General features: G+C 71.4%; 21 protein-coding genes and 2 pseudogenes. 9 read left to right on the forward strand and 14 right to left on the reverse strand.

The features are described from left to right. Positions 1 to 88 precede the first annotated feature (88 nt). Positions 89 to 2,905, forward strand: a complete 2,817-nt coding sequence (locus tag ACFYO8_RS09885; protein WP_387256947.1) for an ATP-binding protein — start codon at positions 89 to 91, stop codon at positions 2,903 to 2,905. A gap of 56 nt (positions 2,906 to 2,961) precedes the next feature. Here the strand turns inward: ACFYO8_RS09885 and ACFYO8_RS09890 are convergent, their stop codons facing one another. Both ACFYO8_RS09890 and ACFYO8_RS09895 read right to left on the reverse strand, forming a co-directional pair. Beyond that, positions 2,962 to 3,504: a phospholipase gene (locus ACFYO8_RS09890; protein WP_354874574.1), complete on the reverse strand. Its 543-nt coding sequence runs from the start codon at positions 3,502 to 3,504 to the stop codon at positions 2,962 to 2,964. A 161-nt stretch (positions 3,505 to 3,665) separates the two neighbouring features. Then, a complete protein-coding gene (locus tag ACFYO8_RS09895; protein ID WP_354874572.1) occupies positions 3,666 to 5,330 on the reverse strand; it encodes a family 10 glycosylhydrolase in 1,665 nt (554 codons plus the stop codon). 270 nt (positions 5,331 to 5,600) lie between these two features. Here ACFYO8_RS09895 and ACFYO8_RS09900 point away from each other — a divergent pair, with 270 nt between their 5' ends. Further along, entirely contained in the window at positions 5,601 to 7,094 is a 1,494-nt protein-coding gene (locus ACFYO8_RS09900) for an amino acid permease (RefSeq protein ID WP_354874570.1), read from the forward strand. Between the two features lie 69 nt (positions 7,095 to 7,163). Here the strand turns inward: ACFYO8_RS09900 and ACFYO8_RS09905 are convergent, their stop codons facing one another. From ACFYO8_RS09905 to ACFYO8_RS09920, 4 genes are read right to left on the reverse strand one after another with little or no spacing between them, the layout of a single operon-like run. Then, positions 7,164 to 7,988, reverse strand: a complete 825-nt coding sequence (locus tag ACFYO8_RS09905; RefSeq protein WP_354874568.1) for a carbohydrate ABC transporter permease — start codon at positions 7,986 to 7,988, stop codon at positions 7,164 to 7,166. Between the two features lie 9 nt (positions 7,989 to 7,997). Beyond that, positions 7,998 to 8,960 (reverse strand): sugar ABC transporter permease, encoded by a 963-nt coding sequence (locus ACFYO8_RS09910; protein WP_354874566.1) that lies wholly within the window; start codon positions 8,958 to 8,960, stop codon positions 7,998 to 8,000. A 6-nt stretch (positions 8,961 to 8,966) separates the two neighbouring features. Then, complete coding sequence (locus ACFYO8_RS09915) at positions 8,967 to 10,298, reverse strand: ABC transporter substrate-binding protein (RefSeq protein ID WP_354874564.1); 1,332 nt, start codon at positions 10,296 to 10,298, stop codon at positions 8,967 to 8,969. Between the two features lie 36 nt (positions 10,299 to 10,334). Then, the gene (locus ACFYO8_RS09920; protein ID WP_354874562.1) at positions 10,335 to 11,846 is read right to left on the reverse strand and encodes an alpha-N-arabinofuranosidase; all 1,512 of its coding nucleotides are present in this window, start codon (positions 11,844 to 11,846) and stop codon (positions 10,335 to 10,337) included. A gap of 151 nt (positions 11,847 to 11,997) precedes the next feature. Between ACFYO8_RS09920 and ACFYO8_RS09925 the strand changes: the two genes are divergently transcribed. Further along, positions 11,998 to 13,011, forward strand: a complete 1,014-nt coding sequence (locus tag ACFYO8_RS09925; RefSeq protein ID WP_354874560.1) for a LacI family DNA-binding transcriptional regulator — start codon at positions 11,998 to 12,000, stop codon at positions 13,009 to 13,011. Positions 13,012 to 13,122: 111 nt separating this feature from the next. Here the strand turns inward: ACFYO8_RS09925 and ACFYO8_RS09930 are convergent, their stop codons facing one another. After that, complete coding sequence (locus tag ACFYO8_RS09930) at positions 13,123 to 13,848, reverse strand: methyltransferase domain-containing protein (protein ID WP_354874558.1); 726 nt, start codon at positions 13,846 to 13,848, stop codon at positions 13,123 to 13,125. Between the two features lie 168 nt (positions 13,849 to 14,016). Between ACFYO8_RS09930 and ACFYO8_RS09935 the strand changes: the two genes are divergently transcribed. Together ACFYO8_RS09935 and ACFYO8_RS09940 are read left to right on the forward strand one after the other, a co-directional pair. Next, positions 14,017 to 14,184 (forward strand): hypothetical protein, encoded by a 168-nt coding sequence (locus ACFYO8_RS09935; protein WP_355015315.1) that lies wholly within the window; start codon positions 14,017 to 14,019, stop codon positions 14,182 to 14,184. Between the two features lie 104 nt (positions 14,185 to 14,288). Continuing rightward, positions 14,289 to 14,858, forward strand: a complete 570-nt coding sequence (locus ACFYO8_RS09940; protein WP_355047349.1) for a nucleotidyltransferase family protein — start codon at positions 14,289 to 14,291, stop codon at positions 14,856 to 14,858. Between the two features lie 197 nt (positions 14,859 to 15,055). Here ACFYO8_RS09940 and ACFYO8_RS09945 read toward each other — a convergent pair whose 3' ends face one another. The 4 genes and pseudogenes from ACFYO8_RS09945 to ACFYO8_RS09960 all read right to left on the reverse strand — a co-directional run bounded on the left by ACFYO8_RS09945 (position 15,056) and on the right by ACFYO8_RS09960 (position 16,695). Next, positions 15,056 to 15,235 (reverse strand): hypothetical protein, encoded by a 180-nt coding sequence (locus ACFYO8_RS09945; RefSeq protein ID WP_387256949.1) that lies wholly within the window; start codon positions 15,233 to 15,235, stop codon positions 15,056 to 15,058. Beyond that, positions 15,232 to 15,384 (reverse strand): hypothetical protein, encoded by a 153-nt coding sequence (locus ACFYO8_RS09950; protein WP_157551556.1) that lies wholly within the window; start codon positions 15,382 to 15,384, stop codon positions 15,232 to 15,234. The genes ACFYO8_RS09945 and ACFYO8_RS09950 overlap by 4 nt, the downstream gene beginning before the upstream one ends. Before the next feature lie 12 nt (positions 15,385 to 15,396). After that, a pseudogene (locus ACFYO8_RS09955) lies at positions 15,397 to 15,536 on the reverse strand (DUF1003 domain-containing protein); the annotation flags it as partial. 100 nt (positions 15,537 to 15,636) lie between these two features. After that, a complete protein-coding gene (locus ACFYO8_RS09960; protein ID WP_387256951.1) occupies positions 15,637 to 16,695 on the reverse strand; it encodes an Acg family FMN-binding oxidoreductase in 1,059 nt (352 codons plus the stop codon). 700 nt (positions 16,696 to 17,395) lie between these two features. On the opposite strand from ACFYO8_RS09960, the gene ACFYO8_RS09965 reads away from it, so the two are divergent. The 3 genes from ACFYO8_RS09965 to ACFYO8_RS09975 all read left to right on the forward strand — a co-directional run bounded on the left by ACFYO8_RS09965 (position 17,396) and on the right by ACFYO8_RS09975 (position 19,168). Next, positions 17,396 to 17,917 carry a hypothetical protein gene (locus ACFYO8_RS09965; protein WP_387257186.1) on the forward strand — a complete coding sequence of 174 codons (522 nt, stop codon included), beginning with the start codon at positions 17,396 to 17,398 and terminating at the stop codon, positions 17,915 to 17,917. A 37-nt stretch (positions 17,918 to 17,954) separates the two neighbouring features. Next, positions 17,955 to 18,440 carry a universal stress protein gene (locus tag ACFYO8_RS09970; protein WP_387256953.1) on the forward strand — a complete coding sequence of 162 codons (486 nt, stop codon included), beginning with the start codon at positions 17,955 to 17,957 and terminating at the stop codon, positions 18,438 to 18,440. A 272-nt stretch (positions 18,441 to 18,712) separates the two neighbouring features. Further along, positions 18,713 to 19,168, forward strand: coding sequence for a hypothetical protein (locus ACFYO8_RS09975; protein ID WP_387256954.1), 456 nt, complete (start codon positions 18,713 to 18,715; stop codon positions 19,166 to 19,168). Positions 19,169 to 19,235: 67 nt separating this feature from the next. Here ACFYO8_RS09975 and ACFYO8_RS09980 read toward each other — a convergent pair. The 3 genes and pseudogenes from ACFYO8_RS09980 to ACFYO8_RS09990 form a co-directional block, all read right to left on the reverse strand. Then, a pseudogene (locus ACFYO8_RS09980) lies at positions 19,236 to 20,124 on the reverse strand (SPFH domain-containing protein). Further along, positions 20,121 to 20,699 carry a DUF5994 family protein gene (locus ACFYO8_RS09985; protein WP_387257188.1) on the reverse strand — a complete coding sequence of 193 codons (579 nt, stop codon included), beginning with the start codon at positions 20,697 to 20,699 and terminating at the stop codon, positions 20,121 to 20,123. The pseudogene ACFYO8_RS09980 and the gene ACFYO8_RS09985 overlap by 4 nt, the downstream one beginning before the upstream one ends. Positions 20,700 to 20,702: 3 nt before the next feature. Continuing rightward, on the reverse strand, positions 20,703 to 21,020 hold the full coding sequence (locus ACFYO8_RS09990) for a lipopolysaccharide assembly LapA domain-containing protein (RefSeq protein WP_387256956.1): 318 nt from the start codon (positions 21,018 to 21,020) through the stop codon (positions 20,703 to 20,705). A gap of 582 nt (positions 21,021 to 21,602) precedes the next feature. On the opposite strand from ACFYO8_RS09990, the gene ACFYO8_RS09995 reads away from it, so the two are divergent. Continuing rightward, positions 21,603 to 22,322, forward strand: a complete 720-nt coding sequence (locus ACFYO8_RS09995) for a GAF and ANTAR domain-containing protein (RefSeq protein ID WP_387256958.1) — start codon at positions 21,603 to 21,605, stop codon at positions 22,320 to 22,322. Positions 22,323 to 22,393: the final 71 nt, after the last annotated feature.

The raw sequence follows: 22,393 nt of genomic DNA on the forward strand, positions 1-22,393 counted from the left end.
GCGGAATCTGCCCAGCCGTTCTCACGATGCGTGACGGCGCGACCATAGGGCAGTATGAACCCGACGTCACCGGGCGGAGGTTCGACGTATGTCCCAAGGACACCACCTCCCCAGCGGGTGGGTGACCTTCGTGTTCACCGACATCGAGGGCTCGACACGGCTGGCCCGGATGCTCGGCCCGGTCTACCGCCCGGTGCTGCACGAGCATCGGCGGCTGCTGCGCGACACCCTGACCGGCACGGACGGCGCGGAGCTGCTGACCGAGGGGGACTCGTTCTTTCTCGCGTTCCCGGACGCCGCTGCCGCGGTCCGCGCCTGCCTGACCGCGCAGCGGGCGCTCGCCGAGCACGAATGGCCCAACCCGGACGCCACCCCACGGGTACGGATGGGGCTGCACACCGGCTACGCCGAGCCCCGCGACGGCGAGTACGCCAGCCCCGAGGTGCACCGGGCCGCCCGGGTGGCCGCCGCCGCGCACGGCGGGCAGGTGCTCTGCTCGGCCGCCACCGCCCGGCACGCCGACCCGCTGCCGGACGGGGTGTCCCTGCTGGACCTCGGTCTGCACCGGCTGCGCGGGTTCGACGACCGGGAGCGGCTGTTCCAGCTCGTCGCGCCGGGGCTGGAGCGGCGGTTCCCGCGCCCGCGTACCGCCGACGCGACGGCACACAACCTGCCCACCCAGGTCACCTCGTTCGTCGGCCGGCAGGCCGAGCGCGCCGAGCTGGGCCGGCTGGTCGAGGCGTACCGGCTGGTGACGGTGCTCGGCGCGGGCGGTGCCGGCAAGACCCGGCTGGCGGTGGAGCTGGCCTCCGGGACCGTCGAGGACTACCCGGACGGCGTCTGGTTCGTCGACATCGCCGCGGTGACCGACCCGGGGCTCGTGGCGTTCGAGATCGCCGCAGTGCTCGGCCTCCGCCCGGAGCCGGGCCGGCCGATGGTCGACACCCTCGTCGAGTACGCGGCGCCGCGCCGGATGCTCGTGCTGCTGGACACCTGCGACGCCCAGACCGCCGCCTCGGCCGACGTGATCGGTCGGTTGCTGGCCGGTGGGCGGGGTGTGCGGGTGCTGGCGACCAGCCGGGAGTCGTTCGGCGTGCCCGGCGAGGTGGTGTGGCGTATCCCGCCGCTGTCGGTGGACGAGGACCCCGACGGTGGGGGGAGCGACGCGGTGGCGCTGCTGCTGGACCGCACCGCTGTGGCCCGGGGCGGACGGGCGCCGGAGCCGGCCGAGCAGGCCGACCTGCACCGGGTGGTACGCCGTCTGGACGGGCTGCCGCTGGCCATAGAGCTGGCCGCGGCCCGGCTGCGGGTGCTCTCGGCCGGGCAGCTGGCCGAGCGGCTGGACGACATGCTGGGCACGCTCGACGCCGGCCGGGAGACGGCGGAGCCGCCGCCGGTGGAGGCGGGCTGGAGCGGCAACCAGCAGGACACCGTCGACCTGGCGGCCGCCGCGACCGGCGCCGCCCCGCCGACCCCGGCGACCCGCGCGGTGCAGCGTTCGGCGAGCGAGCGGCACCTGACCATCCAGGCCACAGTGACCTGGTCGTACCGGACGCTCGGCGCGCGCTCGGCCCGGCTGCTGCGCTGGATGGCGGTGTTCGCCGGTCCGCTGGACCTGCCCACCGTGCAGTGGCTGCTCGACGAGGACCCGCTCGACCCGCTCTCGGTGCTCGTGGACAAGTCGATGGTGCTGGCCGAGCCGCACGCCTCCGGCAGCACGTACCGGATGCTCGACCCGATCCGGGCGTACGCGGCCCGGCGGCTGGTCGAGGCGGGCGAGGAGCAGAGCGCCCGGGACCGGCACGTCGCCTGGTGCCGGCACGCGCTGGACCGGGCGCACCTGGGGCCGGACGGCCGCCCGGTGACGCTCTCCCTGTACGCGCTCGACCCGCTGGCGAACGAGTTGCGGGCCGCGTTGCGCTGGTGCGCCACCGGCGGCAGCGCCCGGTCGGGCCTGTCGCTGGCCGGTGACCTGGACCAGTGGTGGCGGGAGCGCGGGCTGGCCCGGGAGGGGCGGCTCTGGCTGTTCCGGCTCTACGGCCGGCTGGCCGAGACCGGCGAGGTGATGCCGGACGCCGAGCTGGCCGCCGCGTACCACATGCACTCGTTGCACGCGGGCGCGGACGGCGAGTTCGGCGAGGAGCTGCGGTACTCGCAGCGGGCCGAGGCGGCCGCCCGGCAGTCCGGCGACCGGGGGTTGCTGGCCCGGGTGCTGGCCGGACGCGCGGCGCCGCTGGTCGACATGGGGCAGTTCGCCGAGGCGGAGCGGATCTGCCGCGAGGTGATCGACTGGGCGTACGCGCAGGACGTGGTGGGGGACGCGCTGCTGGCCGTCTACAACCTCTCCGAGCTGCTCTGGCGCCGGGGCGCGCTGGACGAGGCGGCCGACCTGCTGGCCGCGGCCCGTCCGGTCGAGGCGTCCCGGCCGGCCGAGCGGGGCGGCCGCTCCGTGGACATGCTGCTCGGGATGGTGGCGCTGGCCCGGGGCGATCTGGTCGCCGCGCACGAGCACCTGCTGGTGGCGTTGCGGTCCCGGATGAGCCACGGCTACCTGGGCCGGGCCTGCGACACGATAAACGCGATAGCGGTGCGCTGCGCGCTCGCGGGGGACGCGCTCTCCGCGGCGCGGCTGTTCGGCGCGGCGCAGGCCACCCGGGCGAACCTGCGGGCCACGCCGGGGATCTACGGTCCGTACTGGTCGGCCCGGCAGACGGAGCTGCGCCGGGTGCTCGGGGACGAGGCGTTCGACGCCGCGTACGGCGCCGGTGCGGGGCTGCGGCTGGACGAGGTCGCGGCGCTCGCGCTGCACGTGGAGCACCCGGACATGGCGGCCGACTCGCCCCGGTTCGGCGGGCAGACGCGGGGTTCGTGGCCGGCGTTCGAGCCGCGCAGCACGACGGGCTGAGCCGGGCCGCTGAACGGCTGTGCGGGGAGCCCGCCGGGCGGCGGGCTCCCCACCCGTCAGGCTCGGGCGGCGGCGCGGCGCTCGGCCTCGGCCTTCATCCGGGCGGCGCGGTCGAGGTCGGCCCGGGACACGGCGGCGACCGAGCCGAACACGCTCACCGCCTGGTAGTACGTCCAGGCGAGGCTGTAGCAGGCGGGCCGCACCACCGCGTTGTACGTGGCGCAGACCCGCTTCAGGTCGGCGTAGAAGGCGTTGTCCAGCCGGGACTTGCCGGCGGAGAAGACGCCCATCGCCTTGTGGTTGCGGTAGCCGAAGTCGTGGCGGTAGCAGGAGAGCTTGAAGTTGAACCCGATCGGGTTGTCCGGGCTCGACGAGCAGTAGTCGGTGGACCAGTCGAAGCCGTACTCGGCCCAGGGCGACCGGTTCTGCCGGGCGCTGTTCCAGGCGTTGTAGCTGGACGCGCTGGTCTGCGTCCAGCTGGTCAGGACGGACAGCTTCTGCTGGGTGCTCACCGCGGCGGCGGCCGGTGTGGCCAGGCCGAGCAGTGTGAGCAGGGCGAGTGTTCCGGCGGCGAGGGTGGTGGCGAGGCGACGGGACACGGGAACCTCCGCGGGGGTGGCGTCCGGGATCTCCGGATGTCGACAAGTGTCGATCAAGCCGATGAGCTGCGGCGATGCTTCGGGGAACGGCTCGCTGACATTCGCCCAAACAGACGAATGCCCCCGGGCCGGCGAGGCGGCCCGGGGGCATCCGGTGGAGATCAGCGCACGAAGCGCGGCAGGCTCGCCGGGCTCTCGTTCGCCAGCCGGTCCAGCGCGGTCACGTAGTAGGTGTAGCGGGCGCCGTCGGCAGCTGTGCTGTCCAGCCAGGATTGCACGGCGCCGTCGGTGGCCCGCACGGTGCCGACCAGATGCGAGGCGTCTGCGAAGTCGCAGCGCCCGGCCAGGCCGTGCCCGTCGAACCGGTAGATCGCGTACGACGCGGCGGTGCCGAGCGGCCCCTTGCCGTCTGCCGGCTGCCGCCAGCTCAGGCGTACCCCGTCCGCCTCCCGCTGGGCCTTGGTGACCACCGGGAAGAGCAGCGGCTTACGCGGCAGGTGCGTCATGGTGGGCACCAGCGCCGGCCGGGAGTAGTGCTCGGCGGCGTAGATGTCGGTGGCGCCGAGCCGGTTCGCCCGGACCTGCACCGCGGAGAAGTGCACGTTGCCGAGCACCTCCGGGTACGACCGGTTGAGCGTCAGGTGGTTCGACAGCTCCTGCGGGTTCATCCAGAACGACCCGTACGCCGGGTCACCGCTCTTGTAGTCGGCCTGGCCGATGTAGAGCTGCACCCGCGTACCGCGCACCTGCTCGGCCCACCACGGCACCAGCCGGGCGTAGTCGGCGGCCGGGTACTGGCCGATGTACCAGTAGAGCTGCGGCACGATGTAGTCGATCCACTCCTCCTTGACCCACTTGCGGGAGTCGGCGGAGATGATGTCGTACGACTGCGAGCCGGTGGTGTCCGAGCCGTTCGGGTCGGCCGACGCGTTGCGCCAGATGCCGAACGGGCTGACGCCGAACTTCACATACGGCTTGACCGCCTTGATCTTGGCGTTCATCTCCTGGATCAGCAGGTTGATGTTGTCCCGCCGCCAGTCGGCCTTGTCGGTGAAGCCCCTGTTGTACGCCGCGAACGTGGCGTCGTCGGGCACCTGGTGGGTGCCGCTCGGGTACGGGTAGAAGTAGTCGTCGAAGTGCACGCCGTCGATGTCGTACCGCTTGACCGCGTCCATCATCGCGGTCTGGACGAACTCGCGGACCTCCGGGACGCCGGGGTTGTAGTAGAGCCGGCTGCCGGCGACGCCGGCCGGCGGGTAGGCGAAGACCCAGTCGGGGTGCTGGCGGGCCGGGCTGTCCGGGGCCAGTTGCGACAGGTCGGCGCCGGCGCCGCCGGGCGCGGGCATGGAGACGCGGTACGGGTTGAACCAGGCGTGGAACTCCAGGTTGCGCTTGTGCGACTCGGCGACCAGGAAGTCCAGCGGGTCCCAGCCCGGGTTCTTGCCGCGTACGCCGGTCAGGTATTCCGACCACGGCTCGTACGGCGAGGGCCAGAACGCGTCGGCGGTCGGGCGGACCTGGACCACGACGGCGTTGTGGTTGAGCTTCTGCGCCAGGTCCAGCCAGGCCAGGTATTCGGCCTTCTGCTTGGCCACCTGGTCCGGCGCGGTCCAGGAGTCCTTGCTGGGCCAGTCGATGTTCGTCACCGAGGCGATCCACATGGCCCGGAACTGGCGCTTGGGGGTGGCCGGGTCGGTGACGCAGTCGGTGGAGGGGTAAGTGGCGGTGCTGTTGTCGCCGGGTGCGGCCTGCGCCGGCGTGCCGGCGACCAGCGTGCCGAGCAACGCCGCGGCCAGCGCGGCGGCTCCGAGCCGAGTTGCCTTCATGCGGTGCGGTCCCTTCGTCGGGTCCGGGGGGACAGTCGGTGGCGGGCGTAGCGGCAAGATTCGCCGATACATCCATTCCTCCGGTAGGAAACTTTCATCTATCCGTGCCGGGCGCAAGACCCGGACGGCCGATCGATGTCCGGCTTCGTCCGACCGACCGGATCGTGACGATTCCGATACATGGCGTACGGGATTGGAGCCGAAACGGCTGGGTAGCTCCCCCGGTCACAGACCGCCACCGTGGCGGCCGTACGGCGGGGAGGTGATCAGATGTCGGTCCTGCGCACCAAGCCGATCCAGGACGTGCTCGCCCAGGGCGACGCCGACGGCGAGGACGGCAAGCCGGGCCTGCGGCGCCGGCTCGGCGCGGTCGACCTGATGGGCTTCGGCATCGGCATCGTGATCGGCACGGGCATCTTCACGCTCACCGGCGTCGAGGCGCGCAACAGCGCCGGGCCGGGCGTGGTGATCTCGTTCGGCATCGCCGGCCTGGTCGCGCTGCTCGCCGCGCTCTGCTACGCCGAACTGGCCAGCAGCGTGCCGACCGCCGGCAGCGCCTACACCTACGCGTACGCGACGATGGGCGAGATCGTCGCCTGGATCATCGGCTGGGACCTGCTGCTGGAGTTCGCGCTCGGCGCGGCGGTGGTGGCCCGCGGCTGGTCCGGCTACCTCGCCGACCTGTTCGGGCTGCCCAGCGCCTGGTTCGCCGAGGAGGGCAGCGTCGTCAACCTCGGCGCGATCGGCATCGTGCTGGTGCTCGGCGTGGTCGCCATCGTCGGCATCCGCGAGTCGGCCCGGGTCACCAACCTGCTCGTGCTGGTCAAGGTGGCGATCTGCGCCTTCGTCATCATCGCCGGGGCGTTCTTCGTCAAGGCGGCAAACCTCAGCCCGTTCATCCCGGCCGCCGAGCCGGCCGGCGCCGGGGACGACGGCATCAAGCAACCGGTCACCCAGGCCATCTTCGGGCTGGAACCCTCCGTCTTCGGCTTCGTCGGGGTCCTCACCGCCGCCGCCGTGGTGTTCTTCGCGTACACCGGCTTCGAGGCCGTGGCGAACCTGGGTGAGGAGACCCGCAAGCCCAAGCGGGACCTGCCGCTGGGTCTGCTCGGCACGCTGATCATCTCCACGGTGCTCTACATCGGCGTCTCGCTGGTGGTGGTCGGCATGGTCAAGTACACCGAGATCGACGAGGGCGCGCCGATCGCGTCCGCGTTCCGGGCGGTCGGTGCCGGCTGGGCCGCCGTGCTCGTCTCCATCGCCGCCGTCGCCGGGCTCACCAGCGTGATCCTTGTCGACCTGGTGGCCATGGGCCGGATCGGCTTCGCCATCGCGCGGGACGGGCTCATCCCGCCGGCCATCGCCAAGGTGCACCCGCGCTGGGGCACCCCGTACCGGATCGCCGGGATCATGACCATCGCGGTGGCGCTGCTCGCCGGCTTCCTGCCGCTGTCCGCGCTCGCCGACCTGGTCAGTATCGGCGCGCTCTGCGCGTTCACGCTGGTCGCCATCGCGGTGCCGCTCCTGCGCAAGCGCCGCCCCGACCTGGAGCGGCCGTTCAAGGTGCCGTTCTCGCCGGTGCTGCCGATCATCACCGCGCTGGCGTGCATCTACCTGAGCCTGAACCTGTCGGTCGAGACCTGGCTGCGATTCCTCGCGTGGATGCTGATCGGCGCGGTCATCTACTTCGGGTACGGCCACCGCAAGAACCGGCTGGCCCGTCGCGAGCACTCGGAGACCCCCGAGCGCGCCCCCATCCCCTGAGGCGGGCACCCCGAAGGAAGGGCCCTTCTCAACGCCGGCGCGCGTTGAGAGGGGCCCTTCCTCACCCGCTCACCCCTTCAGGCCGCTGCGGGAGACGCCCTGGATGACGTGCCGCTGGGCGAGCACGAACAGGATCAGCACCGGCACGCTCGCCAGCACCGCACCGGCCATGATGACCGGATAGTCGGTCACGTACGCGCCCTGGAGCAGGCCCAGGCCCGCCGGCAGGGTCAGCCGCTCCGGGCTGAACAGCACGTACACCGGCCAGAGGAAGTCGTTCCAGTTGGTCAGGAACGACAGCACCGCGAGCGTCGCCAGCGCCGGCTTCGACAGGGGCAGCAGCACCCGGCGGAAGACCTGCCAGTGGTTCGCGCCGTCCAGCACCGCCGCCTCTTCCAGCTCGGCCGGGATGGAGAGGAAGAACTGCCGCAGGAAGAACACCCCGAACGCGCTCGCCGCGCCCGGCACGATCACCACTGTCAGCGTGTCGATCCAGCTCAGCTTCTCGGCGATGATGAAGTTCGGGATGATCAGCGAGGTGGGCGGCAGGAACAGCGTGCCCACGATCAGCGCGAACAGCAGCTTGCGGCCGCGGAACCGCATCCGGGCCAGCGCGTACGCGGCCATCGACGCGGTCACCAGCACCAGCAGCGTGTGCAGGCTGGCCGCCAGCATGCTGTTGACGAACCAGCGCAGCACCGGGTTCGCCGCGTTGTCGACGATCTGCTGGTAGCCGTAGGTGGAGAACGGGTTCGGCAGCCAGCCCGGCGGCACCCGCTGCGCGTCGTCGTACGTCTTCACCGACGTCAGCAGCATCCACGCCAGGGGGGTCACGAAGATCGCGGTGATCAGGAGCAGTACGCCGTACCGCGCCACCGCGCGCATGTTCCTCATGTCGTAGCCTCAGTCTTCCCGGTAGCGGAACAGCCGGAAGTTGGCGACGCTCACCACCGCCAGCATCAGCGCGAAGAACACGCTCATCGCGGCGGCCCGCCCGGCGTCGTAGTCCCGCAACCCCTCGTCGACGATCCGCCAGACCACGGTCCGGGTCTGCTCGCCCGGTGCGCCCTGGGTGATCAGGAACGCCTGCCCGAACACGTTCGCCGAGGCGAGGATCGTGGTGGTGAAGACGAACAGCATCACCGGGCGCAGGCCGGGGATCGTGACGTGGCGGAACCGGTCCCAGCCGCCGGCGCCGTCCACCTCGGCCGCCTCGTACAGCTCGGCCGGGATGTCCTGGAGGCCGGCCAGGTAGATCACCGCGTTGAAGCCGCAGGTCCACCACACGGTCACCCCGACCAGCGACACCCAGGCCCACGGCACGTCGGTCACCCAGGGCGTGTCCGAGGGGAGCCCGACCACGCCGAGCAGCCGGTTCACCAGCCCCAGGTTGGCGTCCAGCAGGAACCGCCAGAGCAGGCCGATCACCGCCACGCCCAGCACGTACGGCGCGAAGAACGCGGCCCGGAAGAACGTCCGGCCGGGGAACGAGCGGTTGAGCAGCAGCGCCAGGCCGAGCGGGACGACCACCAGCAGCGGTACGGAGAACAGCGTGAAGATCCCGGTCGCCCGGACGCTGGACCACCAGTCCCCGTAGATCGCCGAGTCGCTGGAGAACAGGTCCCGGTAGTTGCCGATCCCGACGAACGGCCGGTTCGGCAGTTGCAGGTCCCACTGGTGCAGGCTGATCCAGACCCCGAACAGGATCGGCGCCAGGCCGAAGACGCCGAACAGGATCAGGTACGGCGCGAGGAAGAGGTACGGGGTCGCGTGGTTGCCGCGTTCCGTCGCGCCCCGGCGGCGGGGGCGCGCCGCCGGGGGCGGCACGCCGTCGCGCGCCGCCCCGACCTCGATCACGTCCGCCACGGCGGATCAGTTCCCGTACTTCTTGCGGTTGTCCTCGAGCTGCTTGTTCGCCTTCGTCACGCCGTCGTCGAGCGCCTGCTTCGGCGACTTCTTGCCCAGCGCAGCCTCGTTGAACGCGCTGTAGAAGGTCAGCATGACCTCGCCCAGGCCCGGCGCGGCGGGCGGGAACGCGGCGTACTCCAGCTCCGGTGCGAGCGCGTTGACCTCGGCGAGGCCCTTGAACTCGCTGCTCTCGCGGACCGCCTTGCGGGCCGGCACCTGGCCGCCCTTGGCCCAGTCCAGCGAGTGCTGGCTCAGCCAGTTGATGAAGACCTTCGCGCCGGCGGTCTTGTTCGCGTTCGCCGAGCGCTGCTTGACGATGGTGAAATTGTGCGAGTTCGCCCAGGCGGCCTTCTGGCTGCCGATCTGCGGCAGCGGCGCGACGCCCCACTGCACGTTCGAGCTCTTCTTCAGGTCGTTGATCTGCCAGATGCCGTTCCAGTTGAACGCGTTCTTGCCGCTCTTGAATGCCAGGTAGTCGGCGTCCTGGCCGACGTTGGCCGGGGAGTGGCCCTGCTTGATCAGGTCGACCAGCCAGGAGCATGCCTCGACCGCCGGGTCGGAGTTGAACGTCGCCTTCGCCACCTCGGCGTCGAAGAGCGTGCCGCCCCACTGGTGCAGCAGGCTGTAGAAGGTCATGCCGCCGGTGAACTGGAACGGGCTGACCCAGAAGCCCTGCACGCCCGACTTCTTCAGCTCGGTCAGCGCGGCGGTGTACTCGTCCCGGGTGGCCGGCGGCTTCTCCGGGTCCAGGCCGGCCTTCTGCATGACCGCCTTGTTGTAGTAGAAGCCCAGCGGGTGCATGTCCAGGGGGATGCCGTACCGCTTGTCGTTGTAGAGGCCGCCCTTCCAGACCGTCGGGGCGAAGTCGCCCTCGCTCAGCTCGAGGGCCTTCGCCACGTCGTCCAGTTCGCTGATCGTGCCGCGGGCGGCGAACGTGGCGAGCTGGTCCATGTGCATGACCGCGATGTCCGGGCCGTTGCCGCTGGAGACCGCGCCGGGAAGCTTGCTGTAGTAGTCCTCCCACTGGTACGTGACCACGCTGACCGCGATGTTCTGGTGCTCGCCGTTGAACTGCTGGACGAGCGTCTTGAAGATGTCACCGTCGCCGCCGGTGAAGCCGTTCCACAGCTTCAGGTCCACCTTCGGGCCGGTGTAGTCCTTGCCGCCGTTGCCGGCCGCGCCGGAGTTGTCGGAGCTGCTGCCGCCGCCGCAGCCGCTGAGCGTCAGCGTGGCCGCCGCGCCGAGCCCGACGCCGAGGCCGAGCAGGTGCCGTCGGCTCATCTCGTTCTGGATCATGCGTACTCCTTGGGGACGGGATGGAGTATTGCCTGGTCACGACGCCGGCACGAAGCGCAGCAGGTTCCAGGAGGTGGCCGGCAGCAGCACGGAGGCCCGGCCGCCGTCGACAGTGGGCGTGGTGAGGTCCCGGGGCGTGACCCGCTCCGGATCCGCTTCGGTGTTCGTGGCGTCCGGGTCGGTTCCGGCCGCCACCGTGGTGTGCGCCTCGGCCCGCAGGCCGGGCAGGCCGCGCAGGTCCAGGTCGAGCGGGATGTCCTGCGGACCCCTGTTGACCGCGAAGACGGCCAGCTCGCCGCTCTCCTCGTCGTGCACGGCGACGGTGTCCAGCGCGGGCACGTCGCCGTACCGCCGGGTCTCGTAGGTCGGGCCGGTGGGCTCGGTCCGCAGCACGGTGCCGCGGGCGTACCGGGCGGTCAGGGCGAACGGGTGGAAGATGCTCTGCCGCCAGGCCGGACCACCGGTGCGGGTACGGATCGGGGCGATCACGTTGGCGAGCTGCGCCTGGCAGGCCACGCCGATGCGGTCGGCGTGCCGGAGCAGGGTGATCAGCAGGTCGCCCACCACCACCGCGTCGACTGCCGTGTAGTCGTCCTCGATCAGCGCCGGTGCCTCGACCCAGCCGCGCCGGTCCAGGTCGGACTGGAGGCGGGACTGGTACCAGACGTTCCACTCGTCGAAGGAGATCTTCAGCTTGCGCTTCTGTCGCAGCTTTGCGCCCACGTAATCGGCGGTGGCGACGACCTCGGTGATGAAGGCGTCCATGTCGACGGCGGAGGCGAGCAGGCTGGCCCGGTCGCCGTCGGAGGGGTCGTAGTAGGTGTGGGCGGAGATGTAGTCGACGTGCTCGTAGGTGTGCTCCAGCACGGTCGCCTCCCACGCGGCGAACGTGGGCATGCCGCGGCCGGAGCTTCCACAGGCGACCAGGCTGATCGAGGGGTCGATCATCTTCATCGCGCGGGCGGTCTCGGCGGCGAGGCGGCCGTACTCGTCGGCGGTCTTGTGCCCGACCTGCCACGGCCCGTCCATCTCGTTGCCGAGGCACCACAGCCGCACCCCGTACGGCTGCTCGGCGCCGTGCTTGCGGCGCAGGTCGGACAGTTGGGTGCCGCCCGGGTGGTTTGTGTACTCCAGCAGGTCGAGCGCCTCGGTGACGCCGCGGGTGCCGAGGTTGACCGCCATCATCGGCTCGATCCCGGCCTCGGCCGCCCAGGTCATGAACTCGTCCAGCCCGAACTCGTTCGTCTCGATGGTCTTCCAGGCCAGGTCGAGCCGGCGTGGACGGTCGCCGACCGGGCCGACGCCGTCCTCCCACCGGTAGCTGGAGACGAAGTTGCCACCGGGATAGCGCACGACCGAGACACCCAGCTCACGGGTCAGGTCCAGCACGTCGCGCCGCAGCCCTCGCCGGTCCGCTGTGTGGTGGCCCGGCTCGTACACCCCGCCGTAGACGCAGCGCCCCATGTGCTCGACGAAGGAACCGAAGATCCGACGGTCCGCCGGCGCGACCCTGAACGCCGGATCGATCGTGAGCTGCGCGTTCGGCACGATGCCAACCTCTTCCTCGTTGCGGTGGCGAGTGACCGCTGTCACTCCGCTGTCAGTGGTTTCTACAACGTTGTAAGCACCTGTGTAAAGGGGGCAGTTGCGTCGTCGTGACGCGGTACGCTGCGGCCAGCGTTCACCGGGAGGAAGTTCAGTGCGGCACAGGCTCAAGGACGTCGCCGAGCGGGCCGGAGTGTCGGTGAAGACCGTCTCCAACGTCGTCAACGGCTACCAGCACGTGCGCGCCGACACCCGGGCCCGGGTCGAGGAGGCCATCGCCGCGCTCAACTACCGGCCCAACCTGTCCGCCCGCAACCTGCGCAAGGGGCGTACCGGGGTGATCGCCCTGGCCGTGCCCGAGCTGGACATCCCCTACTTCGCCGAGCTGGCCCGGCACGTCGTGACCGCCGCCGCCGACCACGACTGGACCGTGCTGATCGACCAGACCGGCGGCCGTTCCGAGCAGGAGCGCAAGGCCGCCAGCGGGATCGGCGACCACATGATCGACGGCCTGATCCTGAGCCCGCTCGCGCTCACCGCCGACGATCTCGCCGCCCTGGCCGGCCTGCCCATGGTGCTGCTCGGCGAACGGGTCGACCACGGCCCTGCCGACCACGTCATGATCGACAACGTGGCCGCCGCCCGCGAGATCACCGCCCATCTGATCGGGCTCGGCCGCCGCCGGATCGCCGCGATCGGCTCCCAGCGGACCCCCGAGGGCGCGAGCGCCCGGCTCCGCCTGGCCGGCTACACCGCCGCGCTGGCCGAGGCCGGCATCGGCTACGACGACCGCCTGGTGGCGCCCGCACCGGCCTGGCACCGCGCGGACGGCGCAGCCGCCGTGCGGCACCTGCTCACCACCGGGGTACGCCCCGACGCCGTCTTCTGCTTCAACGACACGCTCGCGCTCGGCGTGCTGCGCGCCCTGCACGAGATGGGCCTGCGCGTGCCCGAGGACGTCGCGGTGGCCGGCTTCGACGACATCGAGGACGGGCGCTTCTCGATCCCGACGCTGACCACGGTCGCCCCGGACAAGGAGCGCGTCGCCCGCCTGGCGGTCGAGCTGCTGGCCGGCCGCCTGGGCCCCGACCGCGACGCTCCGCCCCGAGAGCTGGTGGCCCCCCACCACCTGGCCTTGAGAGAGTCCGCCCCACCCCCTCCCACCTAGCCCTCCCTCCCGCGGCGTCCTCACCGCCCGGGCGATCATGGCGGCGGTGTCTGCCTCCTCGGCTGCCGCCAACCTCATGATCGTCGGAGTGATGCGGTTCGGGCCGCGAGGTCAGTCGAAGAAGCGGGCCAGGTGGGCTGGGGGAGGGGGCGGGGCGTCCGCGGGCAGGGGAGTCAGGTCGGCGAAGATCGAGGCGCCGTCGCAGCCGACATGCAGCGGATACCAGCGTGGGGTGCCCGGTGGTCGCTGACCGCAGATGCCCTTGAACGTCTGCATGTCGAGCAGCCGCACGTGGGTCGGGTCGGCCACCGCGTTGACGTGCCGCCACCAGGGGCTCATCACGTGCAGGACCCCGCCGGGACGCAACACCCGGTGGCACTCGTCGAACAGCGGCAGGAAGTCGATCAGGTGCTCGACGATGTGCACCGCGAAGAACACGTCCACCGAGTCGTCGCGCAGCGGCAGCGAGCCGGCCAGGTTGGCGACCGCGTTCACCCCCGGCGCCGGATAGATGTCCAGTCCCAGATTGCCCGGCCACTGTTTGGTCGCACCGCAGCCCAGGTCGACCGCCACCGGCGCCCGCCCGGCCACGGTGACCCGGCACCAGACCCCGAGTACGCCGGAGACCCGGCCGATCAGCTCCCGTACCAGCCGCAACTGTTCCGGGTCGGCGACCTCGCCGGTCAGGTGCGCCACCCCCCGGTCGAAGCGCACCTCGACTGCCGTCCCGCGCAGCCGCTCGTCGTGCCGGACCATGTCGGCCCACGCCTCGGCGAGGAAGCCGTCGGTCTGCCGGAGCCGCTCACCCGAGAGCGCGGCCTGCCCCATCGCCACCATGCGCCACCTCCGGCGGCCCGTTACCCCCGTTTGGCCCTGATATGTCCCCGCTCAGGCACCGATCCAGTCCCGCCGCGCGGCAGCCCTCCGGTCCTGTCGCAGCGCCGTCCTCGTCGAAGCCCACGACGAACGGCAGCCGGCGAGCGCCGCCACCCCGCCGAAGGCACCATGGCACCGATCAGCGCGACGCTCGAACCCTTGACCGCCATCCTCAACGAACTCGGACCCACTGCCCTCGACGACGACTACCTCACTCACCTCCGGTGGCATGAAGTCGCCGACGCCGCCACCGACACTCACCATCTGATGACCGGCAGAACCCCGCCCCGACACTGACACTGACCGTTACGAGCCGCGCAGGTCCAGCAGTCCGGCCAGGCGCCCTCGTGGGCCGAATGTTCGACTGTTCAGGACTCCGGCAGCGGCAACCAGGGGAGACGATGCGGGAAGACGAACTACGGGATCTGGTCCAGCGCAGCCCGTGGCTGATCCGGGCGCTGGGCGTCGTTCGAGACTCCGGCCTCCCGGACGCCTGGATCGGCGCCGGCGCCATCCGCGACCTGGTCTGGAGCGAGCGGTACGGCGACGGCTTCGACCCCTCGTCGGTGCGGGACGTCGACGTCGTCTTCCTCGATCCGGCGGACCTGAGCCGGGACAACGACGACCAGGCCACCCGGCGGCTGGTGGCAGCCTGGCCGGAGCCTCCGTGGGAGGCGAAGAACCAGGCCGCTGTGCACACCTGGTATCCGGCGAAGTTCGGCGGTGGTTCGGTGGCGCCGTTGCGGACGATCGCCGATGCCGTTGCCACCTGGCCTGAGTACGCCACCGCCGTGGCGACCCGCCTCGACACCTACGGCCAGATCGCGGTGTGTGCGCCGCACGGCCTCGACGACCTCCTCGACGGGGTGTGGCGCCGCAACCCGACCAGGGCAAGCCTGGAGATCTCTCGGGAACGGCTCGCCCGCCACCGCCCCACCGAACGCTGGCCCGGTGTCCGCGTCGTGACGTGAGCCGGCGTTCGGAGCCCGCCGCGCATGCCCGTCAGCCTACTACGCTAGGCCCAGCACGCTTGGCCTCTTCTCCCATGGAGGGGCGATGCGCTCAGCGTGGGCTGCCCGGTCCGACCAGGCCCGTCCGTAGGCGACGACGACCAGTTGCGCCCGATCACGTACCGCCAGCTTGCTCAACAGCCGCCCGACGTGCGTCTTCACGGTGCCAGGCTGAGGCCGAGGTGCTCGGTCAGCTCCGTGTTGGACAGGCCGCGCCCGATCAGCGGCGGCGAGGCCGCCGTACGTGCGGCGGCCATCAACAGCGCGTCGGTGGCGTCCGTCCGCTGGCCGGCGAAGGCGGCGGCCCCCTCGTCCCAGTGACACCCGAACCGCGTCATAGATCCCGAGCAAGCTTGGTGAGTATGCCGCGGACGACCGGTTCGGCCCGCCGTACGCAGTCGCAGGTGTCGCCGTGCGCGTCGCGGTGCCAGGCGATGAGGTACTGCAGGGCGAGCTGGTTGACCTGGTAGTCATGTTCGGCCTTCACCCGGTCGGTGTCGGCCTGGCGGTTCTGGCTCAGCAGGATCAGTGGGGCGGCGTAGGCGGCCTGGGTGGAAAGAGCAGGTTGAGCAGGATGAACGGGTAGGGGTCCCAGCGGTGCAGGACGGCAGCGACATTGACGGCTATCCAGGCGCTCACGATGCCGGTCTGGATGATGATGAATCGTCAGGAGCCGAAGATCGAGGTGACCGAGTCGGCCAGCCGTTGTCCGGAGGTGCGGTGGTCGAGCCGGTACTGGTTAGCGGGGTGCCGGTGGTGACGTGGGTTCATACCGACCGTCGCCCTCCCGGTTGATTGGTCTTCCGACCGGAACCGTGCCGGAGCGGAAGTCCGCCGGCGGAGGTCGGTCGATGGTCTGTCCGGCCGGCAGCCGCGGTGCGTGCGCCGGTCCCGGGTCGTCGGTGTCGAGCATGCCGAAGCGCAGCACCAGGTACGGGTGTCCGAGGTTGGCCACCAGCCGCCGGATGGTCTGCCGGCTGTCGGCTACCTCGACGGGGGCGCTGATCGGGAGTACGGACACGCCGAGTTCGGTCGCGGTGAGCCAGGCCGACGACAGGGCCTCGCCCGCTCGTAGCCAGTCCATCGGCTGGTCGGCGCGACCGTAGAGCACCGCGTAGGTGGCGTTGTGGTCGTGTCCGGTGCTGACGGGCAGGTCGCCGTGGTGGCCGAAGTCGCGTCCGGGCACGGTCGTCTGCGGCGCATGGAGCGGTATCGCGGTGTCGGGAATGCCGGTGCCCGCCGGCCGGGAGCCGCCGGTCCAGTACGCCAGCTCCGCCTGCCACGCCGGCTCGGCGGTCTCTGTCTCCTGGGCATGGCTCGTCGCGGCGGCGAGATCCACCACCTGATCGGGTCGCAGGACGTGCAGCAACGTCGCTTCAGCCCGTGCCGCCGCGCTGATCGCCCCGAGATCGTCGGACCCGACCGGAAGGCCGGTGACGGGACGGCGGTCGGTGCGCCGGAGCCGGATGGTGTGCGTACGGCGAACGGCCTGCAGCTCGACGGGTGCCCGCCCGTCGACGCGCAGTCGCGCCAGATGGCCGGGGTCGGCCGGGTCGGGCATCCGGGTGACGGCGACGTGCCACCCCTGCGCGGCCAGGCCGACCCGGGCGTGGTGCAGCGCGGCTCCGCAGCTCAGCGTGGCGAGCAGGGCGTCGGGATCGGTGATGTCGAGGACCCGGTCGTGGTCGATGAAGAGGTCCAGCCGGTTCCGGGCGATCCGCCACCGCCATGGCTGGGTGTTGAGGATCGACGGCGCGTGGCCCGCCACGGTGGCCGCGTCGACCAGCGCTTGGCTCATGGATCCACTGCCGGTCGGGTGAGTCTGCGTGGGCACGACGAGGTCCCTTCTCGGGCCTTCTCGCGCGGTCACCGGTACCGGCTGGTCGCAAGGGGCCCGCGTGGGCGAGGAGAGGGGAGGGGTGGCACCGCGTCCGCTGAGGGTTGTCTTCCGGCCGGGGAGTGGGCCGTCATCGGGTCGGCAACCGTCAGGAAGGGCCGGCCTTGCGGTGGGTGGGACAGCCACCGGGGGCCCGGGCGACACGTTGAGCCTACGCCCCCGTGGGACCGGTGACGAAGACCAGCGGACCGGTACCGGTGATGCCTGGTGCCGCCGATTCTCCCGCCGCCTTTTCGTACGGCAGCGCGTATGGTGAGGATGTCGCTCGGGTCCCCGGTGGCTGACCCCCCGCCGCCGCCTCCGGTCCGCTCGATGTCGAGACCGACTTCCAGCGGCTTTCCCGCCAGGTGCCGAGGACCACGTCTTCCGTCGCATCGGATGTTGTGTCGGCACCGACCCACCCGTGTCCAGCAGGCCGCGGCACCGCGTGACGAGCAGAACAAGGAATGTGAGTGCGATGGCCTACATCGCCAGGAACCACAATGCAGCATTACGGAACGCCGTGCCGGCCGCCGGGTTGGCGCTGCTGGTACCGGACACCTCCGCACACCGGCCCGGCGTCGAGTCGGTGGGTGTCGGTGTGAACCGAGCCGGTGGAACCATGGCGAGGGCAGCGTCCGGGGGCGACCCGCGGGTCAACGCCACGGTGCGGTACCTGCTCGCGGGCATCCGCCTCGCGCTGGGGTGGATATTCCTGTGGGCGTTCCTGGACAAGGCGTTCGGCCTGGGGCATGACACGACCGCCGCCAAGTCCTGGGTCAACGGAGGGAGCCCGACGAAGGGATTCCTGGGATCCGCGGCAACGGGCCCGTTCGCCGGTTTCTACCACTCGATCGCCGGCGTCGCCCTGACCGATGTCCTGTTCATGGGCGCCCTGCTCGCCATCGGCGTCGCGTTGCTCCTGGGCGTCGCGATGCGGCTGGCGGCCGGCGCCGGAGCACTGCTGACCCTGATGATGTGGACCGTCGTCCTCCCCCCGGCGAACAATCCGTTCATGGACGACCACCTCGTCTACGCCGCCGTGCTGGTCGTCCTGGCCCTGTCGGGCGCCGGCGACACCCTCGGTCTGGGCACCTTCTGGGCCCGGATCCCGCTGGTGCGACGCACCGGCTGGCTGAAGTAGACGACCTCAGGTGACAGCCTCCCGAGAGGAGTTCGGCATGACGGACCAGGCCGAGGAGCATGACCGGCGCATCGTGGTCGGAGTCGACGGATCACCGGGCTCACGGATCGCCCTGCGATGGGCGGTGGCCCAGGCGGAGCTGAGCAACGCACGGGTCGACGTGGTGGGCGCGTGGCACGACCCGGCGGAGTACACATTCGCGTACGGGTGGTCGCCCGCGGTGTTCGAGGATGTGAGCATCGCGGCGATCACCGAGAAGATGCTGGTGGAGGCGGTCGCGGACGTGGCCGGAGGCGGTGCGCCCGTCCAGTTCACCACCCACGTGGTACGAGGGCACCCGGCTCAGGTGCTGCTCGACGCCGCGGACGGGGCGCAGTTGCTGGTGGTAGGCAGCCGGGGACACGGAGCCTTCGCCGGGATGCTGCTCGGCTCGGTCAGCCAGCACTGCGTACAGCACGCGTCGTGCCCGGTGGTGGTCGTTCCGTCGACGGACCGGACGGTCGACGAGGTCGGGAGCGGCTGAGGGACGCCCTGATCCGGCCGCCAGGAGTGCCATCGTGCCCAGCCGCTTCGAGGTTCTCGTCGCAGCCGGGCCCGGTGACCGGGCCCGCGCCGTGCGCCCGGTGCGCGGCGCGGCAACCCGGCACCGGCACCGCCCGCGACGACCCGTCAGGGATGTCGCGGGCGGTGCCGGTGCACCGCTGCCGCGGCGGTCGGTCAACTGCGGCTGAGAGCCACCTTCGTGGCTGGCGCGATGGCGTAGGGTGGGCGTAACGGCCGCCCTGGTCCCTGGTGGTGCCTCAGCCGCAGGCACACCACCAGGAGCATCGGATGCCTGTTTCCCCTGTCTACGTCGTCCCCGGTCCAGAATCGGTGAACGACCTCGTCAAGCGCGTCGCCGACCGTGACCGGGCCGCCTTCGGTCGCCTCTACCGCCGTCTCGTCCGCGTTGTCTTCATCCAGGTGTGTGAGGTGGTGCGCCGCCCGTCGGTCGCCGTCGCGGTGACCCGGGCGGTGTTCGTCGAGGTGTGGCAGCTTGCGCCGAGGTGCGCCGCCGGTCAGGTCGATGGTCTCGCGTGGGTGACGGCCATCGCCGATCGCCGGGCCGTCGAACGGCTTCGCGAGATCGATGGACGCACTCCGCCCCTCGGCGCCGGAAACGACGAGTTCGTCGGCCGCGAACTGATCGCCACGCTGGACGGCGAGCCGCCGGCACTGCTCGGCACGTCGGTTCCACCCACCACCGGATGACCGGCTGCCGACGGGCCTCGGCCCGGTGACCGACGCGGTCACCGGGCCGAGCAGCCATTCGTGTCGGTCAGCCCACCGGCAGCGCGGCCGTCGTGGGCGCGGATTCGGGGAGGATCCGCCGGACATCCGGCATCGTCGCTGTCTCCGCTACCCGGGGACGGGTCGCGACGACCGGCGCCGGCGGGGGCGTCGCGTGGTCGAGGAACCGCAGCAGTTCGACGGGGAACGGCATGACGAGGGTGCTGTTCTTCTCCGCGGCGACCTCCACCACCGTCTGCAACAGTCGCAGTTGCAGGGCGGCGGGATCGGCGGCCATGGTGGCGGCTGCCAGGGCGAGCTTCTCGGCGGCCTGGTACTCACCGTCGGCGGCGATGACCCGGGCGCGGCGTTCACGCTCGGCCTCGGCCTGACGTGGCATGGAGCGTTTCATCGATTCCGGCAGCGCGACGTCCTTGACCTCGACGCGCTCGACCTTGACACCCCACGGACCCTCGGTGGGTGTGTCGATGATGCCGGTGAGTTCGGCATTGAGCTTGTCCCGGTCGGAGAGCAGCTCGTCGAGGTCGGCGCGGCCGATCACCGCGCGCAGCGAGGTCTGCGCGACCTGGGAGACGGCGTACAGATAGTTCTGCACGTTCACCAGCGCCTTGACCGGGTCCACGACGCGGAAGTACACGACCGCGTCGACGCGTACGGAGACGTTGTCGCGGGTGATGCCGTCCTGCGCGGGCACGCTCATGGTGGTGATCTGGAGATTGACCTTCACCAGCCGGTCGACCCCCGGGGACGATCAGGGTGAGGCCCGGGCCACGGCTACCTTCGCGCACCCCACCGAAGCGGAACACCACCCCGCGCTCGTACTGCTGGACGACCCGCACCGCTCGGGCGGCGGTGCCGAGACCGATGACGCCGACCGCCACGAGCGCGATCACGATGACTGTCTGCAGAGCGTTCATGAGGGCAGTCCGGTCCGGGGAGGGGTGGTGAAGAAGTCATCGACGGGGCGGCGGCCCATCGGAGCGGTGCTGCCACCTTCGTTGTCCCACACCGCGTCCGCGGCGGAGCCGGTCGCCGCCGCGGCCCAGGGCCCGACCGGTGCGCTGGCCAGGATGTCGGGCGCGTGCCTGAGGTTGGTCGGGTCGGCGGCGGTCGCCATCGCCCACTCGGCTGCCGCCCGTGGCGTGGCGGGCGGCACCACCAGCAGGTCGACCTGTATGTCGCGGCCGGTGGTGGCGACCAGCAGGGCGGGGTCGAGGGTGTCGAACCAGCCGATCCGGACCACGTCCGCTCCGACGGTCAACCGGCGGAATCTGCTGTCCCAGGTGTGGAGGTTGAGCATGAGATGCCGGATCCGACCATGGCGTTCGGACAGGGCGAGGACGAGACCGGGGAGTTCGGCGGCGGGGTCCCAGGAGCGCGGCCACCACCCGCCGTCCAGGACCGCCCGAGCCCGGACCGGGGCGAGGACCAGCCGAGTTGAGGACAGCGGCGACCCGGGGGTCGTGGCGAATCGTTGCGTCGTGACGGAGATGGCTCATCCGTCCTCCCGGGTCGGGCGGGGCGGCAGCGGGACCCGAGGGATGCCGGTCGTCGACGGAGGTTTCGGACCGGACCCGGCCGGGCCGCCGGGCCGCGTGCCGGGACGTCCGAGCATCCTCAGCTGCACGATCCGGGCGGTGCCGGGCAGGGCGACGAGCAGGACCCCGAAGACCGCGGCCAGCAGCAGCGCCACCCCCATCGGCAGGGTGCCGTGAGCGCCGAGGAACGACACCTCGGCACGTTGCCCGTTCTGTAGTACGAAGATCAGGAGCAGTAGGAGGACGAGCGCGAACACCACGGCAGCGACCCACACGCCGCCGACCCGTGAGCGCTTCACCGCCGGCCGCCGGGGCGTCGCACGAGAAGCCTCGGTGCCGCCGCGGCCGTCCGGCGGGGAGAATCGAACATGACTGTTCCGGGGTGCGGTCATCACGAACCGCCGCCTTCCGATGAAGATCTGGCGCGCCTGGAAGCCGTGGTGCGCTGGCGGGCCTGGTTGATGGCGGGCCTGCGACGGACTGTCGCGGTCCGACGTGTCGGTGCGAGAGAGGTGCCTGGCCAGGAAAGCAACGGAGATCCGGCGACCTGACCGGTGGATGCGGTGCGGCGGGTGGTCAACACGGTGACCTCGATCGGTGGGGGTGCGTCCGCCAGCGGCGGACTGTCAGCCACCGGGGTCCCGAGCGACACCGCAAGCGTACGCTCCCGCGCCTCGATCGGCTCGTCAGCCGCTGGTGCCGTCGCGGTGCGGTGGGCCGCCGGTCGCGTGGCGGCATCACACGGGATACGGTGTGACCGTCGCCCGGGACCTCGGCGCCGTACGGCAGTGCGTCCGTACGACTGATCCGGGTCGGAGTCAGCAGTGGACAAGGGCAATCCGGGGCACGGCGATCCGATGAACGTCGATCGTCGGCTGCGGCTGTGGGCTGTCCTCGTCGATGCCGCCCGGGGTGGCGCCGTCGCGGTCGATCATGTCTGCGCGGCGGCGGTCTCGGTCGCGGGCGTCGACTCCGCCGCCGTCGCAGTGGTCCTCGATGCCACGCCGCGCGAGCTGATGTACGCCACAGACCGGACCGCGTCGGAGCTGGAAGAGCTGACCCTGACCCTCGGTGAGGGGCCCTGTATGGACGCGACCACCGGTGGACCTGTCCTGGTCGCCGATCTGACCGTGCCGGAGTGCCGGAACCGCTGGCCGGTGTTCGCGCCCGCCGCGGTGCTCGCCGGGGCCGGTGCGGTATTCGCGTTGCCACTACGGGTGGGCGGGATCCGCCTCGGTGTCCTGGACCTCTACCGGGTCGGTGCCGGTGACCTCGGGGCGGAGCAACTGGCCGACGCACTGGTCCTGGCGGACACGGCATGCGCGGTGCTGCTGGACGACGCGACGCGCCACGGGGTGGACCAGGACGATCAGTGGCCCGAGGGGACCGGCCTGCACCACCCCGAGGTGCACCAGGCGACTGGCATGATCAGGGTCCAGTTGGGAGTGACGGCGGCGGTGGCGCTCGTCCGGTTGCGCGCCAACGCGTACTCCCAGGAGCGGCGTCTCCGGGACGTGGCAGCTGATGTCGTCGCCCGGCGCCTGCGTCTCGGACCGGCCGGGACACCTGGTGACTGAGATGAGTGAACTAGGGAATCGGCGCCAGGACGGCGTCGTACGGACCATCCCGTCGGGTGACCGGTGGAACC

Origin of the sequence: Micromonospora sp. NPDC005257, from assembly GCF_042872445.1 — a bacterium.
GTDB lineage: Bacteria > Actinomycetota > Actinomycetes > Mycobacteriales > Micromonosporaceae > Micromonospora.

Coding starts and splice junctions, on each gene's coding strand:
- ACFYO8_RS09965 (WP_387257186.1), top strand. CDS start 17,396: ATGGCGAGGGCAGCGTCCGGGGGCGACCCGCGGGTCAACGCCACGGTG.
- ACFYO8_RS09915 (WP_354874564.1), bottom strand. CDS start 10,298: ATGATCCAGAACGAGATGAGCCGACGGCACCTGCTCGGCCTCGGCGTC.
- ACFYO8_RS09940 (WP_355047349.1), top strand. CDS start 14,289: ATGCGGGAAGACGAACTACGGGATCTGGTCCAGCGCAGCCCGTGGCTG.
- ACFYO8_RS09945 (WP_387256949.1), bottom strand. CDS start 15,235: ATGACGCGGTTCGGGTGTCACTGGGACGAGGGGGCCGCCGCCTTCGCC.
- ACFYO8_RS09900 (WP_354874570.1), top strand. CDS start 5,601: ATGTCGGTCCTGCGCACCAAGCCGATCCAGGACGTGCTCGCCCAGGGC.
- ACFYO8_RS09970 (WP_387256953.1), top strand. CDS start 17,955: ATGACGGACCAGGCCGAGGAGCATGACCGGCGCATCGTGGTCGGAGTC.
- ACFYO8_RS09995 (WP_387256958.1), top strand. CDS start 21,603: ATGAACGTCGATCGTCGGCTGCGGCTGTGGGCTGTCCTCGTCGATGCC.
- ACFYO8_RS09930 (WP_354874558.1), bottom strand. CDS start 13,848: ATGGTGGCGATGGGGCAGGCCGCGCTCTCGGGTGAGCGGCTCCGGCAG.
- ACFYO8_RS09960 (WP_387256951.1), bottom strand. CDS start 16,695: ATGAGCCAAGCGCTGGTCGACGCGGCCACCGTGGCGGGCCACGCGCCG.
- ACFYO8_RS09885 (WP_387256947.1), top strand. CDS start 89: ATGTCCCAAGGACACCACCTCCCCAGCGGGTGGGTGACCTTCGTGTTC.
- ACFYO8_RS09935 (WP_355015315.1), top strand. CDS start 14,017: ATGGCACCGATCAGCGCGACGCTCGAACCCTTGACCGCCATCCTCAAC.
- ACFYO8_RS09895 (WP_354874572.1), bottom strand. CDS start 5,330: ATGAAGGCAACTCGGCTCGGAGCCGCCGCGCTGGCCGCGGCGTTGCTC.
- ACFYO8_RS09905 (WP_354874568.1), bottom strand. CDS start 7,988: ATGAGGAACATGCGCGCGGTGGCGCGGTACGGCGTACTGCTCCTGATC.